The 17,250-nt window shown below is 39.7% G+C and carries 19 protein-coding genes and 1 riboswitch; of the genes, 9 read left to right on the forward strand and 10 right to left on the reverse strand.

The features are described from left to right. Positions 1 to 2: 2 nt before the first annotated feature. Both MKZ10_RS03370 and MKZ10_RS03375 read right to left on the reverse strand, forming a co-directional pair. Positions 3 to 221 carry a helix-turn-helix transcriptional regulator gene (locus MKZ10_RS03370; protein ID WP_342507854.1) on the reverse strand — a complete coding sequence of 73 codons (219 nt, stop codon included), beginning with the start codon at positions 219 to 221 and terminating at the stop codon, positions 3 to 5. A 9-nt stretch (positions 222 to 230) separates the two neighbouring features. Continuing rightward, on the reverse strand, positions 231 to 707 hold the full coding sequence (locus tag MKZ10_RS03375) for a DUF2975 domain-containing protein (protein WP_342507856.1): 477 nt from the start codon (positions 705 to 707) through the stop codon (positions 231 to 233). A gap of 311 nt (positions 708 to 1,018) precedes the next feature. Between MKZ10_RS03375 and MKZ10_RS03380 the strand changes: the two genes are divergently transcribed. Next, complete coding sequence (locus MKZ10_RS03380; RefSeq protein ID WP_342507858.1) at positions 1,019 to 2,077, forward strand: C45 family peptidase; 1,059 nt, start codon at positions 1,019 to 1,021, stop codon at positions 2,075 to 2,077. Between the two features lie 90 nt (positions 2,078 to 2,167). On the opposite strand, the gene MKZ10_RS03385 is transcribed toward MKZ10_RS03380, so the two are convergent. Both MKZ10_RS03385 and MKZ10_RS03390 read right to left on the reverse strand, forming a co-directional pair. Beyond that, positions 2,168 to 2,734 carry an NADPH-dependent FMN reductase gene (locus MKZ10_RS03385; protein WP_342507860.1) on the reverse strand — a complete coding sequence of 189 codons (567 nt, stop codon included), beginning with the start codon at positions 2,732 to 2,734 and terminating at the stop codon, positions 2,168 to 2,170. Positions 2,735 to 2,748: 14 nt separating this feature from the next. Beyond that, positions 2,749 to 3,804 carry an LLM class flavin-dependent oxidoreductase gene (locus MKZ10_RS03390; RefSeq protein WP_342507862.1) on the reverse strand — a complete coding sequence of 352 codons (1,056 nt, stop codon included), beginning with the start codon at positions 3,802 to 3,804 and terminating at the stop codon, positions 2,749 to 2,751. Positions 3,805 to 3,956: 152 nt separating this feature from the next. Between MKZ10_RS03390 and MKZ10_RS03395 the strand changes: the two genes are divergently transcribed. Further along, complete coding sequence (locus tag MKZ10_RS03395; protein WP_342507864.1) at positions 3,957 to 4,295, forward strand: helix-turn-helix domain-containing protein; 339 nt, start codon at positions 3,957 to 3,959, stop codon at positions 4,293 to 4,295. Positions 4,296 to 4,393: 98 nt separating this feature from the next. Here MKZ10_RS03395 and MKZ10_RS03400 read toward each other — a convergent pair whose 3' ends face one another. Beyond that, positions 4,394 to 5,266, reverse strand: coding sequence for a LysR family transcriptional regulator (locus tag MKZ10_RS03400; RefSeq protein WP_342507866.1), 873 nt, complete (start codon positions 5,264 to 5,266; stop codon positions 4,394 to 4,396). A 139-nt stretch (positions 5,267 to 5,405) separates the two neighbouring features. On the opposite strand from MKZ10_RS03400, the gene MKZ10_RS03405 reads away from it, so the two are divergent. Together MKZ10_RS03405 and MKZ10_RS03410 are read left to right on the forward strand one after the other, a co-directional pair. Next, complete coding sequence (locus MKZ10_RS03405) at positions 5,406 to 6,377, forward strand: DMT family transporter (RefSeq protein WP_342507868.1); 972 nt, start codon at positions 5,406 to 5,408, stop codon at positions 6,375 to 6,377. A 239-nt stretch (positions 6,378 to 6,616) separates the two neighbouring features. Next, positions 6,617 to 8,782, forward strand: a complete 2,166-nt coding sequence (locus MKZ10_RS03410) for a PQQ-binding-like beta-propeller repeat protein (RefSeq protein ID WP_342507871.1) — start codon at positions 6,617 to 6,619, stop codon at positions 8,780 to 8,782. A gap of 172 nt (positions 8,783 to 8,954) precedes the next feature. Here MKZ10_RS03410 and dapA read toward each other — a convergent pair whose 3' ends face one another. The 3 genes from dapA to MKZ10_RS03425 form a co-directional block, all read right to left on the reverse strand. After that, the gene (gene dapA, locus MKZ10_RS03415) at positions 8,955 to 9,839 is read right to left on the reverse strand and encodes a 4-hydroxy-tetrahydrodipicolinate synthase (protein ID WP_342509987.1); all 885 of its coding nucleotides are present in this window, start codon (positions 9,837 to 9,839) and stop codon (positions 8,955 to 8,957) included. A gap of 185 nt (positions 9,840 to 10,024) precedes the next feature. Continuing rightward, a riboswitch (Lysine riboswitch) is annotated at positions 10,025 to 10,202 on the reverse strand. Between the two features lie 110 nt (positions 10,203 to 10,312). After that, on the reverse strand, positions 10,313 to 11,230 hold the full coding sequence (locus tag MKZ10_RS03420; protein WP_342507873.1) for a haloacid dehalogenase-like hydrolase: 918 nt from the start codon (positions 11,228 to 11,230) through the stop codon (positions 10,313 to 10,315). Positions 11,231 to 11,256: 26 nt separating this feature from the next. Beyond that, a complete protein-coding gene (locus MKZ10_RS03425) occupies positions 11,257 to 11,976 on the reverse strand; it encodes a GntR family transcriptional regulator (RefSeq protein WP_342507875.1) in 720 nt (239 codons plus the stop codon). A 370-nt stretch (positions 11,977 to 12,346) separates the two neighbouring features. Here MKZ10_RS03425 and MKZ10_RS03430 point away from each other — a divergent pair, with 370 nt between their 5' ends. The 5 genes from MKZ10_RS03430 (at position 12,347) to MKZ10_RS03450 (ending at position 16,230) form a co-directional block, all read left to right on the forward strand. Then, complete coding sequence (locus tag MKZ10_RS03430) at positions 12,347 to 13,330, forward strand: ring-cleaving dioxygenase (RefSeq protein ID WP_342507877.1); 984 nt, start codon at positions 12,347 to 12,349, stop codon at positions 13,328 to 13,330. Positions 13,331 to 13,347: 17 nt separating this feature from the next. Continuing rightward, positions 13,348 to 13,944 (forward strand): NADPH-dependent FMN reductase, encoded by a 597-nt coding sequence (locus MKZ10_RS03435; RefSeq protein ID WP_342507878.1) that lies wholly within the window; start codon positions 13,348 to 13,350, stop codon positions 13,942 to 13,944. Positions 13,945 to 14,211: 267 nt separating this feature from the next. Continuing rightward, entirely contained in the window at positions 14,212 to 15,150 is a 939-nt protein-coding gene (locus MKZ10_RS03440) for a ring-cleaving dioxygenase (RefSeq protein WP_342507880.1), read from the forward strand. 17 nt (positions 15,151 to 15,167) lie between these two features. Then, positions 15,168 to 15,773: a flavin reductase family protein gene (locus MKZ10_RS03445; RefSeq protein ID WP_342507882.1), complete on the forward strand. Its 606-nt coding sequence runs from the start codon at positions 15,168 to 15,170 to the stop codon at positions 15,771 to 15,773. 34 nt (positions 15,774 to 15,807) lie between these two features. Continuing rightward, entirely contained in the window at positions 15,808 to 16,230 is a 423-nt protein-coding gene (locus tag MKZ10_RS03450) for a MarR family transcriptional regulator (protein ID WP_342507884.1), read from the forward strand. A 140-nt stretch (positions 16,231 to 16,370) separates the two neighbouring features. Here the strand turns inward: MKZ10_RS03450 and MKZ10_RS03455 are convergent, their stop codons facing one another. Together MKZ10_RS03455 and MKZ10_RS03460 are read right to left on the reverse strand one after the other, a co-directional pair. Next, positions 16,371 to 16,637 carry a hypothetical protein gene (locus tag MKZ10_RS03455; RefSeq protein WP_342507886.1) on the reverse strand — a complete coding sequence of 89 codons (267 nt, stop codon included), beginning with the start codon at positions 16,635 to 16,637 and terminating at the stop codon, positions 16,371 to 16,373. After that, the gene (locus MKZ10_RS03460; RefSeq protein ID WP_342509989.1) at positions 16,604 to 16,774 is read right to left on the reverse strand and encodes a LysR family transcriptional regulator; all 171 of its coding nucleotides are present in this window, start codon (positions 16,772 to 16,774) and stop codon (positions 16,604 to 16,606) included. Before MKZ10_RS03460 ends, MKZ10_RS03455 begins: the two co-directional genes overlap by 34 nt. Positions 16,775 to 17,250 lie beyond the last annotated feature (476 nt).

The raw sequence follows: 17,250 nt of genomic DNA on the forward strand, positions 1-17,250 counted from the left end.
GCTTATTGCGCGTCTTCATCACTACGGTATTCTAAAATATCTCCGGGCTGACAGTCCAAAGCCTTACAAATCGCCTCTAAAGTAGATAAACGAATCGCTTTTGCTTTTCCATTTTTTAATATGGATATATTCGCCATCGTTATACCGACCTTCTCTGTCAGTTCAGTTACGCTCATTTTCCTTTTAGCCAGCATCACATCAATATTAATTATAATCGTCATATTATCACCTCAGACCGTTAAATCATTTTCTGATTTTATATGAATCGCTTCTTGTAAAAGTCTTTGAAGAACAGCAGCAAAGACAGCAACCACCATTGAAGCAAAAACAGGAATCATTCCAACTATGACGAGTCCTGGCGCATCGTCTAGATCTGCAACGAGAAATACAAATGGCAGAATGATCAAATACAACCCACTAATTATCATTGCACAGAATTTGATATTTTTGAGCGCTATAACAGACAGCCCAGAGAAGGATTGGTTTTTGTCAATATAGTTTAACAGTTTAAAAGCCTGATACAATGCGATGAAAAAGGGTACAGCTGAGACATAGACACCTATTATAATAGGATATAGTATATGGGCATAATCTGGGTTTACTGGGTTATTGGCGAGCTGATATACCGCAAATGTACACAAAGCAAGGACCGGGATTCCCATTAGAAAAACAGCCAACCTTAAAAATAGTGTTGATCCTCGTTTCATAAAAAGCACCTCATTTAGTTATTATGAAGTTGAATATAACACAATATTTATCGTTTAACAATAAAATATTATCGTTTTATTGACGTTTTTAATTTTAGATAAAGATAAAAGCATTCCATATTACAGAAGAATGCTCGATTACTTTAAATGATGCAATTGATTCATGACGATTCATCAAAGAATGGAGTGTGGCTGACTGAACCCTTTATTAAGACGCATGTCTTGCTAAAAGGTTGTTTTCTTGATTCACTATACTTGTGTAATAAAGTGGTGTTCAATAATTCTCCAATATAATGAGGGAGGTTTGACAGATGAATCACGTTTATAGCGATGTTATTCAGTTTACAGGGAATCATTATGATTTTGGTTATATGCAAGGTGGGTTGTTAAAAGAATCTCCTATCTTGTTTAATCGTGAAAAGCAGTGGGCTGCCAAGAGAAAACGTCATTTTACTATCAATGAACAAGAAGCGATTCAGCTGTTCACCAAATTTCTTCCGAGTATGTTGGATGAGCTACAGGGGTTGGCAGATGCGCTAAACTGGTCGATGGAGGATGCTTTAAGAGAATTTGGCGGTTATTATGTTGAGTATGAGAGAAGTGGATGCTCAATTTTAACGGGATCCGAATTTATCATCCGAAATTATGATAGCCATCCTGGTTACTATGAAGGACGGTATATCATATATCAGCCAACAGATGCGGGCTATGCAACAATCGGTCCTTCTATGCAAATAACAGGTCGTACGGATGGCATGAATGAAAAAGGACTTGCAATGGGCTATAACTTTATAAATCGGATGGGCTCAGCTGATGGATTTGTCTGTAATATGATTGGCCGAATTATTTTAGAGACTTGTGCGAATGTAGAGGAAGCCATCACTTTGTTGAAGGAAATTCCCCATCGAACGTCATTTAGTTATGTTTTGATAGATCCAAGTGGCGAAACATTCGTTGTAGAAGCTTCACCAAGAAAGGTAGAAGTGAGGAAGTCGAATATTAGTACGAATCATTTTGAGGTGTTAACGGAAGAAAACCGCTATCGTACGGATGATTCGTTAAGAAGGCAGAAGGAATTAGAAAGTCAGCAAAGTAATGATCTAGATGCATATAAGGCCTATCGCCTATTGAATGATCAAGAAAAAGAGATATTTTCTAGTAAATATGATGCTTCCGCGGGAACGATACACACATCTGCCTATATTCCAAGGGACAGGAAGGCTCTGTTTGCAATTGGGGGCAGTCGAATGCCGGTTATCTTTGATTTTAATCGTTATTTAGCAGGTGAGAGAATACAAGTTAAGAAAATCAAGGGCGTACTAAATTACCATACACCCTTTGTCAATATGGCTAGGATGGACGACAGATAAACTGTCCGATACTACTAGCTATTTTTTAAATGTGAATGCGCGTTACAACTAACATTCGAGAAACTGAACTCTTATTGTTTGACTGGTGCTTTAAAAATCGTATTCTGCTTCTTTGGTTTCTCGAATTTTCGTATACGTTTCTGTTAACACAACAGTATCCTCGACTAAACGTTCGATTCGGAAGAACACATCATCATTTACAATTTCTTTGCGAAGGAAGTCCTTTTCTTCAATAAAAACGAACGTTTGAACGATCTGCGCTTTCATATAAGCTAAAATCGGCTTTAATTGTTGTTCAGCAATTAAGTAATGCTTGGGTGAACCAGCTGTTACAAGCATACTCACAACTTTATCGCGAAAAGCATTGACTGGTAGTAAATCAAAAATGTTCTTTAATGTCGCTGGAATGGAAGCCTGAAAAATAGGTGTACCAATGATAATGGCATCTGCTTCCATTATTGCTTTTGTAACAAATCCTGTATCACCTTCATATTCCAAGTAGTTGCGGCCATCACTAAATTGAATATCGTAGTCAGTTAAGTCTAGTAATGTAACTTCTGCGTTTGGATATTTTTTAGTGAGTGATTCTACTGTGTAGTTCATGGCAGTGCGCGTTTTTGAGCCCACTATTGAACCCGATATTCCAACGATTTTCATGTTGCCCACTCCTATTATTTAGCTGTATATTTTTTAATAGCCGGTAAAATTTCTGTGCCAATTAACTCAATATTTTTCATCAATTTATCAAATGGTACACCACCAAAGTCCATTTGTGCGATATAACGCTGATGACCAAATAGCTCATGCTGATAGAGGATTTTTTCGATTATTTGTTGCGGACTACCGATATTCATGACATCACGCGGATCTGCGCCTTGTGCAAAATGTTGCTTCGGATAACCACGTCCGTTAATGAGTTGCATCCCTTGGTTAACATGAGGATAAGCCTCGCTTTGCGCCTGCTGTGTCGTTTCCGCAGCATAGAAAAAGCCCGCTGTTGCAATTGGAAGAGTCGCTGAATCAAAACCACTTCGGTTGGCAGCCTCCCGATAAGCATCAATAGAAGCCTTGAAGCTTGTAGCGGGCCCACCTAAAGTAGCTAGGAACATCGGAACCCCTGCATAACCAGCTTTAATGGCACTTGCAGGTGGTCCTCCTACTGCACGCCAAATTGGTAATGAGCCAGTTTGTGGACGTGGGAGAACACTTGCATTGTTTAGTGGAGCACGGAATTGCCCACTCCAATTGACAACTTCCTCTTCATTTATCTTCAATAATAACTCGAATTTTTCTTCAAACAGCTCTTCATAATCCCGAACATTATAGCCTAATAAATCAAAAAGCCCAACTCTCGAAGCACGACCAGCAATAATCTCAGTACGTCCTTTTGAAATTAAATCAATCGTTGCAAAATCCTCGTATACCCGAACAGGATCCGATGTACTAATAATCGTAGAGGAACTTGCGATTTTAATTTTACTAGTTGCCTGAGCAACTGCTGCTAGCACAACGGAATGCGCCTGCGTTGTGAAATATTCCTGATGACTTTCTCCAACACTAAAAAAATCAATGCCAGCTTGCTCCGCCAGCTTCGCTAACTCAATGATTTCGTGAATACGCTGTCCTGCAGAAATACGTTCTCCTGTAAGTGGATTTGGGATATGGTCCCCAAGTGTATAAAGTCCAAATTCTAACCCCTTGCTTTGATCAATACGATATTTTTCCATTGTTATCAACCCTTCTATCATTTTCTCTATTTTTCCATAATGGCTTTAGAATACTTATGAACAAGGATAGTATAAGCTATAATGACATTCATTATAAGTACGTACTTTAAAGTGGTATAGTATACAAAAGGATACTAATGAGGTGAATGTACATGGAAATGAAACCGGAACTATGCAGAGTGGAAGATGCTCTCGGTATATTAGTAGGGAAATGGAAGCCAATTATTTTATTAATTCTATTGCAGCAAGGCACGCATAGATTCAGTGAGTTGAAACGAGGGGTACCAGGAATCACACAAAAGATGTTAACAAAGCAACTACGTGAATTAGAAGAAGAGGATATAGTTACACGTAAAGTATACCCACAGGTGCCACCAAAGGTAGAGTACTCGATTACTGAATATGGAACGAGTTTAGAGCCTATTTTAGTAGCTATGCATGATTGGGGAACGGCACATACACATCGGAAATTGAAAAAAGCCCATATCTAATTGGGCTTTCAAAGTACACAACGATAGTTTATGACCTCTGTTGATTAACTATTTACTTGCATAAATTGCAGCTGAACAATGGCTTGAAACCACCATTTTTACTGGCCAATTTCTGGATCGCTTTCACTATGTTCAAACGTTTCAATAAATTTTTCGAGTGTAGAGGTTAAATATGCGTCTTTTCTTCTTATGAATACGGTATTGATTTCACTGTACTTTTCAGGTAAATAATGACACTGAATAAGACCCTGTTTTTCCAAGTGAGAAACGGCTGATTTTGGAACAAACGTAATACCAAGCCCCATGACAACACTTCCTAAGATTGTTTCTAAGGTCCCAAACTCCATCACTTTTTGTGGCGTCATATTTTGATCTTTATACCATGTTTCTAGTCTAGCGCGGTATCCACACCCTTTACTAAAGCATAAGAAGGGTTCTTTTTTTAATTGTTCAAATGATGTTTTCGTGTTGTCGGATATTAAGACAAGCTCTTCTTGAAAAACGTCATGGGAAACAAGCTCAGGATGCTGGTCGATTTCTGTCACGAAAGCACCGTCCAAATTGTGATTTAATACATCTTTTTGAAGTTGTTCAGTAACACCTGTCAAAAGCGATAAGTCCACATTTTTATATTTTTTGATATAAGAAGATAATATAACCGGTAATTTAATGACTGTTTCAACAGATCCGATTTCCAGTTTGCCTGCTGGTTCAGTTTTACTTTGGACAACCTTTTTCATTTCATTTGTTAGCGATAGGATTTTCTCACAATAGACAAGTAGTTTTTTTCCTTCAGGCGTCAATGTCATTCCGCGGTTGTTCCGGTTAAAAAGTGGTGTATTCATTTCAGTCTCAAGCTTCTTGATTCTTGCTGTAATGTTGGATTGGACGTAACTTAATTCTTTTGCAGCGTCAGTAATCGTCCCTTTTTTTGCCACCATTTGAAAGATTTCTAAGTCTTTAAACTCCATATTATTACCCCTTTCAGCTCAATCACTTCTTATGTTATCACTATTAATGATAGGTAACATCGATATTGTTCATTTTGAGAGATATCAAACCTGTGTTTTAATGATATAGGTAGAAGATAGTTGAAGGGGACAGGGCTTAATGAATAACAATGTATTAGTGGGTGCTGTTTTATGTTTAATCTCAGCGATATCTTGGGGTGCAATGTTTCCAGTAGCGAATCATGCGTTTCATCATATAGACCCATTTTACTTTACGATTTTCCGGTATGTTTTTGTAACGATTATTTTAATGGTGTGGCTGTTATGGAAGGAAGGTAGGCAAGCTTTTCGCTTTGAAGGGAAAGGTTGGTACCTCTGGTTTTTTGGCACAATGGCCTTTACGGTTTATAATTTGCTGATTTTCTGGGGACAAGACTTATTGGGCAATCCAGGTACAATGATAGCCTCAATTATGGAATCCTTAATGCCGATGATTTCAATCATCATTGTCTGGGTACTCGTAAGAAAACGGCCTCATGCAGTTACGATGTTTTGTGTGTTTATTGGGTTCGTCGGCGCATCATTAGTCGTAACAAAAGGTGATTTGGGTGCCTTTTTTACTGCGTCAAATGATATTATTCCTTCTTTATTGATTTTTATCGCAGTTGTTGGGTGGGTTGTTTACACGATGGGTGGAGGCCGATTTAGTAAGGATGGCTGGTCAGCATTGCGCTACTCTGCACTAAGCTGTTTACTTGGAACGGCTACAGCAGTTGTTGTCGTTTTCGGTGTGACGCTTTCTGGATATGTCTCGTTTCCGACCGTTGAAACGTTGATCATAACGAGCCCACATATTGCTTTTATGGTGATCTTCCCAGGCGTTATTGCCTTGGTAGGATGGAATTATGGCGTGAGTGTCATCACGCCGTTAAATGGTTTATTATTTCTTAACTTTGTACCCGTCACAACGTTGGTCATTCAAGCTTTTCAAGGTGAGAGCATTACGCTATATGATTATGTTGGTACAATTTTCATTATTGTGTCCTTACTTTCAAATAACATTTTCCAGAGGTTACAGCAAAGAAGCACGGAACCAAAAGAGAATTTCAAAGGAAGGTTACAGGAAACGTAAAACGACTTCAGATGAAGTCGTTTTTTTGTTTTCTCTGGGATAATTGTTTGTTTGGATTATTTCTTCAATTCACATATATAAGTTTAAAGTTTTTCTTGAAAGGGAAGAGAAAAATATTAGTAATTTAGTAGTGTATATTGGTACTTTATATTGATACTTTATAAACCAATATACATGCATACTACATTATTAAGTTTATTTTTTATGCTTTGATTCATATAAAAAGAAGGGGTGAGTACATGCAGAAGATAGACAAAGGATTGTGGATTTTTATTATTTTAGTAATAGCATTAATTGGTGGTTTCATTGCTTGGCAGTTGACCGATAACCAAGACAAAGCGGGTAGTAGTGAAACAGTTCAACCGGAAGAAAATTCTGAGGTCGAAGGTACTGAGGATGAATCGGGGGACGTGGAGGAAGGGGGGACTGTAACCGAATTTGCCTATCCGACAAGTGATTGGGCTACACATGGTGGAGATTTGTATAACCGCCGTTACTCCCTGCTTGATCAAATTAACGTATCTAATATTGGCGACTTAAGTCCTGTGTGGACCGCGAGTCTTGGATCAGGCTTGGAATTTAAGTATTCAGGAGAAGCGACTCCTATCGTCGTTGACGGCATTATGTACGTGTCAACAGGAGCGAATGATGTACTTGCACTGGATGCGGTGACAGGTGAACAGCTTTGGGAATATAGACCAGACATCCCAGAAGAAATGGATACTGTCTGTTGTGGATGGACAAATCGTGGTGTCGCGGTTGGAGATGGAAGAGTATACGTAACGCTATTAGATGCTAGATTAGTAGCTCTTGACATCAAAACAGGTGAAGTTCTTTGGGAAAATGAAGTTGCTCGCTGGGAAGAAGGTTATACGATGACGAGCGCTCCACTTTTCTATGATGGTAAAGTTTACGCAGGCGTTGCAGGCGGTGAATATGGAATTAGGGGCCGTATTATGGCTTACGACGCTGAAATCGGGCGGGAAATATGGCGTTTCAATACAATCCCTGGTCCAGGTGAAAAAGATCATGACTCGTGGCCGGCGGATAATAAAGCGTGGATGACAGGTGGAGCACCGGTCTGGCAAACACCTTCAGTTGACCCTGAACTTGGTTATCTTTACTTTGCTACAGGAAATACTGCGCCAGATTTAGATGGCAGTAACCGTGAAGGGGAGAACTTATACGCGGACTCTATCTTAGCTCTGGACGCTTCAACTGGAGAATACAAATGGCATTTCCAAGAGGTTCATCACGACATCTGGGATATGGACCCTGCGAATCCTACCATTTTATATGATGTTGAAATGGATGGAAAAATGAGAAAAGGAATTGCACAAGCAGGGAAAACAGGCTGGGTTTATTTCCTGGATCGTGAAACTGGAGAACCCCTTGTTGGCATTGAAGAAAAAGCCGTTCCGCAAGACGAAAGGCAAAAAACAGCAGCTACGCAGCCTTTCCCAGTCGGAGATGCATTTGTACCTCAACGTATTACGCAAGAAGATTTGGACAGGGATTTCCCAGGTGGGCTTGATATGGAGTTCGGAGGGATATTCGATCCATTCTGGGAAGATCCACTCGTTCTTAAACCGGGTCCTGGCGGTGGTGCTAACTGGCCACCATCGGCTTATAATCCTGATACTGAATATATGTATGTATTAGCACAAGATGGCTATTTTTCATTCACACGCAGTGATGAGGAGTTTGTGGAAGGCGATATTTACATCGGAAGCCTTCTCCAAAGTGTGAAAGATGCCCCACTTCGTGGGTCTGTCACGGCAATCGACGTTAAAACGAATAAGATTGCATGGCAACACGATTGGGATTCGACTGCATACAGTGGTGTGTTGACAACGAAAGGGAATTTGGTCTTTGTGGGTCATAATGACGGCAGACTGATTGCGTTTAACGCAAAGACTGGTGAAGAAGTTTGGGAATACAAAATGGATGCGGGAGCCAATGCCCCGTCCGTCACGTATGAAGTGGACGGTGTTCAATACATTTCTATACTAGCGGCAGGGAATTCACTTGCCGGATCAAAACATGGCGATAAAGTCTACACGTTCAAATTGAATGGCGAGCTAAAAGAGGCTCCCGTAGCTGATAGCAATGAGGATAAACCAAAAGAAGAAAAGCCTGAACAACCAGCATTGGCTGATACTGAAAAAGGCTTAGCGCTCTACAGACAAAGCTGTATCGCTTGTCATGGAGATCAAGGCGTTAATGGGCATAACGGTCCCAATTTACAAACGAGTCCCATGAGGCACGATAAAGATAAAATAATCGCACAAATAAATGAAGGTAGTGGGGCAATGCCTCCGTTTAAAAATCTTTTATCGACTGAAGAAGTCGAAGCACTCACCAGCTATATAACAACCGTTATTGCCCCACTCGGGGATGAATAGAATTTAAACGAAACCAACGACATTTGCGTCATACGAATGTCGTTGGTTTTTGGTATGTGCATGGGTGACTGTGGGACTTTTTCATAACCAAGCATTTTTTGAAAATTTCACCCAAAATTCGATTCGTGAAATGGTTGTCTCAAAGTCAGTGAGTTTCAAGATATTTCATTCGTCAAACACTCACTCCACCATAAATTGCTAATGTACGCTGCAATGAATGAAGCTGCCCATCATTCAATGGAATCATTGGCAACCGGACGCCGCCGACAGGAATTCCATTGAGATTCAATGCCGCTTTTACTGGTGAAGGATTCGGGGCGGCAAAAAGTGCTTTCATAACGGGTAATAATTTACGATGGTCTGCAGCCGCCTCTTTGATATTACCCATTTTGAAGTTTTTGATCATTGTTTGCATTTCATTTCCTATAATATGAGACGAGACGGAAACGACGCCAGCCCCACCAATTGATAGTACTGGGATCGTTAGGCCATCATCACCGCTATACAAGAGGAATTCTGTGGGTGTTTGCTCGATGATTTCAGCCATAGCATCCAAATTACCACTTGCTTCCTTAATCGCAATGATATTTAGGATTGCTGACAGGCGTATGACTGTGTCGACATCGATGTTAACAACTGTTCGTCCTGGCACATTATACAGCATAATTGGTAAGGAGGTAGCCGCCGCAATTGCTTGGAAGTGTTGAAACAATCCTTCCTGGCATGGCTTGTTATAGTAGGGGGCGACGAGCATAATACCGTCAACGCCAACATCCTCTGCCGACATTGTCAGTTCAATCGATTCTCTTGTACTGTTTGAACCTGTTCCAGCGATTACCGGCACCCTTCCGCTAACAACCTCCACTGTAAATTTGAATAAGGCTACTTTTTCTTCCGTCGTTAACGTCGGAGACTCTCCAGTCGTGCCCGATACAACTAAACTATCCGACCCATTGGCAATTAAATACTCAATCAAATTTTTTGTTGCTTCAAAGTCAATGTCTCCCTGCGCATTAAAAGGTGTTACCATCGCCGTTACAATTTGTCCGAAATTCATCATTCTCCACATCCTATTCATTTTTTTGTATAAAAAATAAAATAGAGGGTGGAGGGCATTTGTCAATGATACCTTGGCGTAATTACGTGACATCCGCCGGAGGCTTTATCTAGGCTCAGATAAATTGACGCAAAAAAGCAACAACGAGGGCTCGTTGTTGCAGTGAAATAATGGATTATTTCTTTGCATAAGATAGCCCTCCATATAGTTTCCTATATGACAATCCTGCACTTATTCAACGCAGAACCAGCTTCGAGATGATGAGTGTCTCTCCACTTCGGCAAATCCCCCTTTCTACAATCTTCATAGGATCTCATTATCCTCGGATTGTCTACTAATGGTTTTTGCACCTCTATCCTTACTTCAAAGTTTCGAAATAAGTAGTATTAAATTATTACTACCTTACACGTAATTCGGTACAATTACAAGGTGAAAGTGAAATGAGGTATTTAGGCTGCACTATAAATCTTCGTTTAGCGCCTTACAGATGCAGCCATTCTTACATAAGTATGCCGTCTTCCTCTGATGACGATTGAATAGGTCATAATGTTTTCTGGTACCGCAATCCCGTAGAAGCCTGTGTCACCGATATGGTAAATATCTGCACCAGCCATTTTACTATTGAGTGCGATTTGGCGTATTGTTGCCTCATCCGCACCTTCTTGGCTTGTGCCGATTGTAAGCATGGCTAATGCACCCTTTGAATGCACAAATCGAACATACTTTTCGGCTGTATTCACTGTGATTCCTGGCACGGTTCCCGGAGCGGGCATTAAAATAACATCCGCGCCCGCTTCGATAAAGCTTGAAAGAGTCGCCTCTGAAATAATGCCGCTCCCTGTTTCGTTTGCGACACCAGCACCATGCATTTTCCCAGCGATGATTAATCCTTCTTCACCAAAAATCTCCCGAGCCTTCTTAATGGCAACGACTGTTTCCTCGTTTGTCACTCCGGTTTTGGGATTCCCAGTTAAACAAATAAAGTCAAAGCCTAACTTTTTTGCTTCACGTAATGCTTCTTCGGTAGCCGTTCGACCTTTTGAAACAGTATCTAGCTTTTCAATTTGTTCAGCGTTCAGATCAACAGGTTCTAAATTTAGGCCGACAGGACGCCCTGTTAATTCTTTTACCTTTTGAATGATTGATTCATTCTCATCGCATTTGTATCCTTCAACAGCAGGGTTAAAAACGTCAAATAAATTCAATAATAGTAAATCCGCGCCAAAGGAAGCAGCAAGTTCAGCATTTGTAATACCTGGATACAATGGTGCTACAGAAGTCATCGTCTCCGATAACATCACTCTTCCTTCACATGCGCGTATCGATTTTTTTAAGTCTTGACCATTCATTTTTTGAAAATCGGAAGCGGTACAATCTAATAATCTTTTCACAGAAATTCCTCCATTTAATTAGTATTTTATCTTGTCACTTTCACTTTGAATTTATAGCGGTCAGCACGATAAAATGATTGTACAAACTCTAATGGTATATCATTTTCAGCAAGACCTACTCGGGAAATATAGAGTACGGGGTCCCCCACTTTAATATGAAGAGCTTCCGCTTCACGCTTCTTGGCAACCATTGCCTCTACATCCTGTTGAGCAGACAATATACTCAAGTTAAGCTCACTTTCAACGTATTGATAGATCGACTGTTCTGCAATTTCCTTTGTTAACCCAGTCACGAGGTCCACTGATGTATAAAATAGTTGTAAGGCAATTGGTAAATGGTCGGCTAGGCGTAATCTTTTGATTTCATAAATAGGTGAACCTTCTTCTAGCCCTAATTTTTGCGCTATCTTTTCATTTGCTTCAATCTTGTTGAATTCTAATACCTTTGTGCCTGGCTCCATTCCACGTGAACGCATATCCTCAGAAAAGCTCGTTAAGTGATCTAAATTTTGCTCGAGCTTCTTCAATGCAACAAAGGTTCCTACTCCACGCTTACGTTGTAAATACCCGTCATTTGTAAGATTAGTAATCGCTTGTCTCACTGTCATTCTGCTAACTTGGTACTTCTCAGCAAATTCACGCTCAGAGGGGATTAAGTCATCTGGATTGAGTTGCTTAGTGATCAGCTCCTTTATCAATTGTTCCAACTGGGAATAAATTGGCGTTGGAGAGTTTTTGTTTATCATTTTGTAAATTCCCTTCATTCTCAAGATATAACCTCTAATTTCATTTTAACGCTAAGTGGTATAGTTGTCTATACCACCGGATTAATTAAACGGAATACATCTCTCTCGGAAGTTAAGATTGTGGCTTGAAAATACCATTCCCCATAGATAGCAGATATTTATGTTCGAAGTGTCTATCGTCACAGCTTTAAAACTAAAGTGTTGACAGTCAGATTGAATCTATGTTAAATTTAGTTTGAATTCGAGATAATTGAATTCAAGGCGTTAATGGAACCTATATAAGTTTGTATAAGAACAGTAAATTTTTTTCGAATCAATATACCTTGAATTCTAGGTATATTGATTCGAAATAATAATAGGAGGAAATAGAATGAACCATTTAAAAGGAATGCACCATGTAACGGCGATCACAAGTAGTGCAGAGAAAAACTACGAGTTTTTCACGTATGTACTAGGAATGCGTCTTGTAAAGAAGACGGTCAATCAGGATGATATTCAAACGTATCATTTATTCTTCGCAGACGATAAAGGCTCAGCAGGAACGGATATGACATTTTTTGATTTTCCTGGTATTCCAAAAGGTACGCATGGAACGAATGAGATTTATAAAACAGCTTTCCGTGTTCCGACAGATGCCGCATTAGAATATTGGCTGAAGCGTTTTGATAAATACGAAGTAGCCAATAATGGAATTGAAGAAGTGTTTGGTAAAAAAACGATTTCATTTGTGGACTTTGATGATCAACAATATATGTTAGTGTCTGATGAATTCAACAAGGGGGTTGAGTCGGGGACGCCTTGGCAGAATGGGCCAGTACCATTGGAGTTTGCCATTACAGGTTTAGGACCGATCCATATTCGTATTGAAGAATTTGATTATTTAAAGGAAGTTTTGGAAAAAGCGATGTTAATGCGTGAAATCGCTCAGGAGGGTTTATTTCATTTATTCGAAGTTGGTGAAGGTGGAAATGGTGCGCAGGTAATTGTGGAGCATAATACGACTTTACCAGCTGGTCGACAAGGATTTGGCACAGTGCATCATGCGGCTTTCCGTGTAGAAAATACGCAAGTATTACATGAATGGGTTGAACGTATGGAAGAGTTTGGTTTCCGTACTTCAGGCTATGTAGATCGATTCTTCTTTGAATCATTATATGCGCGTGTAGCGCAAGGCATCCTTTTTGAATGGGCAACAGATGGTCCAGGCTTCATGGGGGATGAACCTTACGAAACGGTAGGTGAAATTTTATCATTACCACCATTCCTCGAAGAAAAACGGGATGAAATTGAAGCAATGGTAAGACCAATCGACACAGTACGCAGTACGCTTACTATAGAAAAAGAGTATTTATAAGGAGGTGAAATGAAAAAATGGGATTTTTCGATAAATTATTTGGAGCAAAACAAGAGGAGGAAAAAATAATGACAAAATCAAATATAGGTATTGTTTTAGGATCAACACGTGAGGGACGCGTAAGTCCACAAGTAGGGGCATGGGTAAAAGAATTAGCAGATAAACGTGGAGATGCAAATTATACAATTATCGATATTGCGGACTATAAATTACCACTGTTAGGTGAAGTTGGCGGCGACGCATCAGGTGCAGCAGCATGGTCAGAAATCATTGCAAAACAAGACGGATTTGTATTCATCGTTCAAGAATACAATCACTCGATCTCAGCTTCGCTTAAAAACGCATTAGATTACTTACGTGTCGAGTGGAATAACAAAGCTGCAGGTATTGTATCATACGGTTCAGTAGGTGGAGCTCGTGCAACAGAACATTTACGTGGTATTTTAAGTGAATTATCCGTAGCGCATGTTCGTGTGCATCCAGCTTTATCTTTATTTACAGACTTCGAAAACGGTACAGACTTCAAACCAGCTGCTGTACAAGCAGATTCAGTAAACCAAATGCTAGACCAAGTTATTCCTTGGACAACTGCATTAAATACAATTCGTAAATAATTAGAACGTATGTAATGTCTACATTTTGAATAGAGCTTGAGGCCAGCACGAGGCTGGTCATGGAACCGTTGCCGCAGGACGCGGCGAACTTAGGTTACCTTCTAACTCCTTTCAAAATCTGTGACATCCGCCGGAGGCTTTATTTTCATTCAGCGGGAGTTTGGATACCCGCTGAATGAAGATAAATAAATTTCGAGCAAAATCATATCAAATAAATTGAAGGTTTTGCTCGGAATTTATAGTAGAAAGAAAAGGGAGGAAATAATAATGAAAAAACAAACAGCAGGTATTCACCATATTACAGCCATCGTCGGTCATCCACAGGAAAACATTGATTTTTATGCGGGGGTATTGGGTTTACGTTTAGTTAAGCAAACCGTGAACTTCGATGATCCTGGCACTTATCATCTCTATTTTGGCGATGGAGGAGGAAAGCCGGGAACAATTATTACATTTTTCCCTTGGGCAGATGCCTACCAAGGACAAATTGGGGACGGACAAGTTGGCGTGACAACGTATGTAGTACCAGTAGGATCTTTAGATTTTTGGGAAAAACGTTTGACGAAATTTACCATCGAATTTAAAAAAGTAGAGCGTTTTGGAGAACAGGTCATTCAATTTGATGACCCGCATGGTTTACGTGTAGAGCTTGTTGCACGTGCAGAAGGTGAACAAAATAACTGGACGTTTGGTGAAGTAACGCCAGAAGTCGCAATTAAAGGATTTGGTGGTGCAACATTATACTCAAGCCAGCCAGAGGAAACTGCTGAAACCTTAACGACTGTAATGGGACTTGAATTAGTTGGAACGGAAGGCGATTATACACGCTATAAAGCCCCAGCTACTATCGGTAATATCATAGATTTAAAAATGGTCACGGGTGTAAGTGGCACAATGGGTGTTGGTACCGTTCACCATATTGCATGGCGTGCAATAGATGACGCGGATCTTCTTGAATGGCAACAACATGCCGGGAACCATGGCCAACACGTAACTGAACTGAAAGACCGGAACTATTTCAACGCGCTGTACTTCCGTGAATCAGGAAAAATTCTATTTGAAATCGCAACAGATCCACCAGGATTTGCACATGATGAAACACTTGAAACGATGGGGGATCAGTTAATGTTACCTGAACAATATGAACAACGTCGTGAGCAATTAGTAAGTTCGCTTATTCCAATTCAAGTACGTCCAATCGACTAATAAGGGGGCTGAAGAATTTGATTTCTATCGATCCTCAAAAAAATAGTGAGCGAGATAATTATAAACTTCTCATTGGTTCTATCATTCCTAGACCGATTGCTTTTGTGACGACACAATCTGAGGATGGTATCGTAAATGGTGCACCCTTCAGCTATTTCAATATTGTTTCATCCAACCCGCCAATGGTTTCACTCGCTATCCAAAGGCCTGGCGATGTTTTGAAAGACACTGCAAGAAATATTTATAGCAATCGTGAATTCGTGGTGCATATTGTCGATGAGGAAAATGTGATGAAAATCAATGAAACCGCAGCTTCCTTACCTTCAACTGAAAGTGAAATCGAATTGGCGAACTTAACGCTTGTGCAAAGTGAAAATGTATCTGTACCAGGCGTGAAGGAAGCGAAAGTTCGAATGGAATGTAGACTTGTTCAAGCTATTCCATTGGGGGGAGAAGGACCTGGTAGTGATTTGTTTATTGGAGAAGTTGTTCGGTTTCATGTGGATGAAGCAATTTATGAAGATGGACGAATTGACCCTAGAGGTTTAAATGCGGTAAGTCGCTTAGCTGGTGCCAATTACGCGAAAATAGGAGATGTTTTTTCTATAGAAAGACCAAAGTAGTTGATTTTAAGTTAGCTTCTTGCGAGGTGATAAAATGAATAGGAAATGTGAAAATGCGCCCTATTTGTTGTTAATGAAGACAACAAAAGCCATTCAGGAACGAATGAAGCGTGAAATGATTAATAATAAGCTGAACATAACGGAGTTTTCTGTGCTAGAGGTGCTTTATCTGCAGGGGAAACAAACCATTCAGCAGATTGGCAATAGCATACTGATTTCTAGTGGTTCTATGACGTATGTGATAGATAAATTAGAACATAAGGGATTATTAAATCGGATTGGATGTCCGACTGATCGACGAGTCATCCATGTGCTGTTAACGGAAGATGGAATTCGCTTAATGGATAAAATCATGCCTAGTCATCGAGATATGGTTAATGATATGTTTGGATCTTTAACGGATAATGAGTCCGAGATGATGGTAAAGATATTGAGTAAAGTAAGTAAAAGAGTGTAGTCTTATATATCTTGACATAGGGAAACTTCTTAACAACGCTTGACCGCTTAAGGAGGGATTGAAATGCATCCCTCCTCTGTCTTATTGCTTCGTCTACCCCTTTCCCTCGTACCCAAAAGGGATTGATTTCGACAAAATTGTCAAGTTAGCAGATAAGCCGGTTCGCCTTCGCTATGTTCAAACGTTTCGATAAACTTTTCGAGTGTAGAGGTTAAATACGCGTCTTTTCTTCTCGTGAATACGGTATTGATTTTACTATATTTTTCCGGTGAGTAATGACACTGGACAAGATTAATGACTGTTTCAACAGATCCAATTTCCAGTTTGCCCGCCGGCTCAGTTTTACTTTGGACGACTATTTTTATTTCATTTGTTAGCGATAGGATTTTCTCGGAATAGACAAGCAATTTTTTCCTTCAGGTGTTAACGTCATTCCGCGGTTGTGGCGGTTAAATAGAGCCGTATTCATTTCAGCCTCAAGCTTCTTGATTCTTGATGTAATATTGGATTGGACGTAACTTAATTCTTTTGCAGCTTCAGTAATCGTCCCTTTTTTGCGACCATTTGAAAGATTTCTAAGTCTTTAAACTCCATATGATTATCCCTTTTAACTTTCTTTCTATGATATCAATAATAGAGATGTTAAACATCAATATTGTTCATAGGTTGTTGGAGAAAAAAGGGAGCCGAAAGAGAATTTCAAAGGAAGATTACTGGAAACGTAAAAAACGACTTCACAACGAAGTCGTTTTTTATTTTTCTGTGAAAGTTTCAAGCTAATCAGACTTATGCCGGATCCACTTTAGGAACTCGCGATGGCTGTGTACACGGCTGGTTGCCTTTAAAGGTACGATAATTTCATTTTACAAAAAGTAACGTAACTTTGATTTGTTCACACTATATGTGTGAGGGAAACACTCTTAGTCAATCATTTTATAGAATGGAATTCATCTTAAAAAAATACATTTTGAATAAATGCAGTTGCAAAAAATAAATGCTTCTTGTATGATAGGCAAATAC

Source organism: Sporosarcina sp. FSL K6-2383 (assembly GCF_038618305.1).
Lineage (GTDB): Bacteria > Bacillota > Bacilli > Bacillales_A > Planococcaceae > Sporosarcina.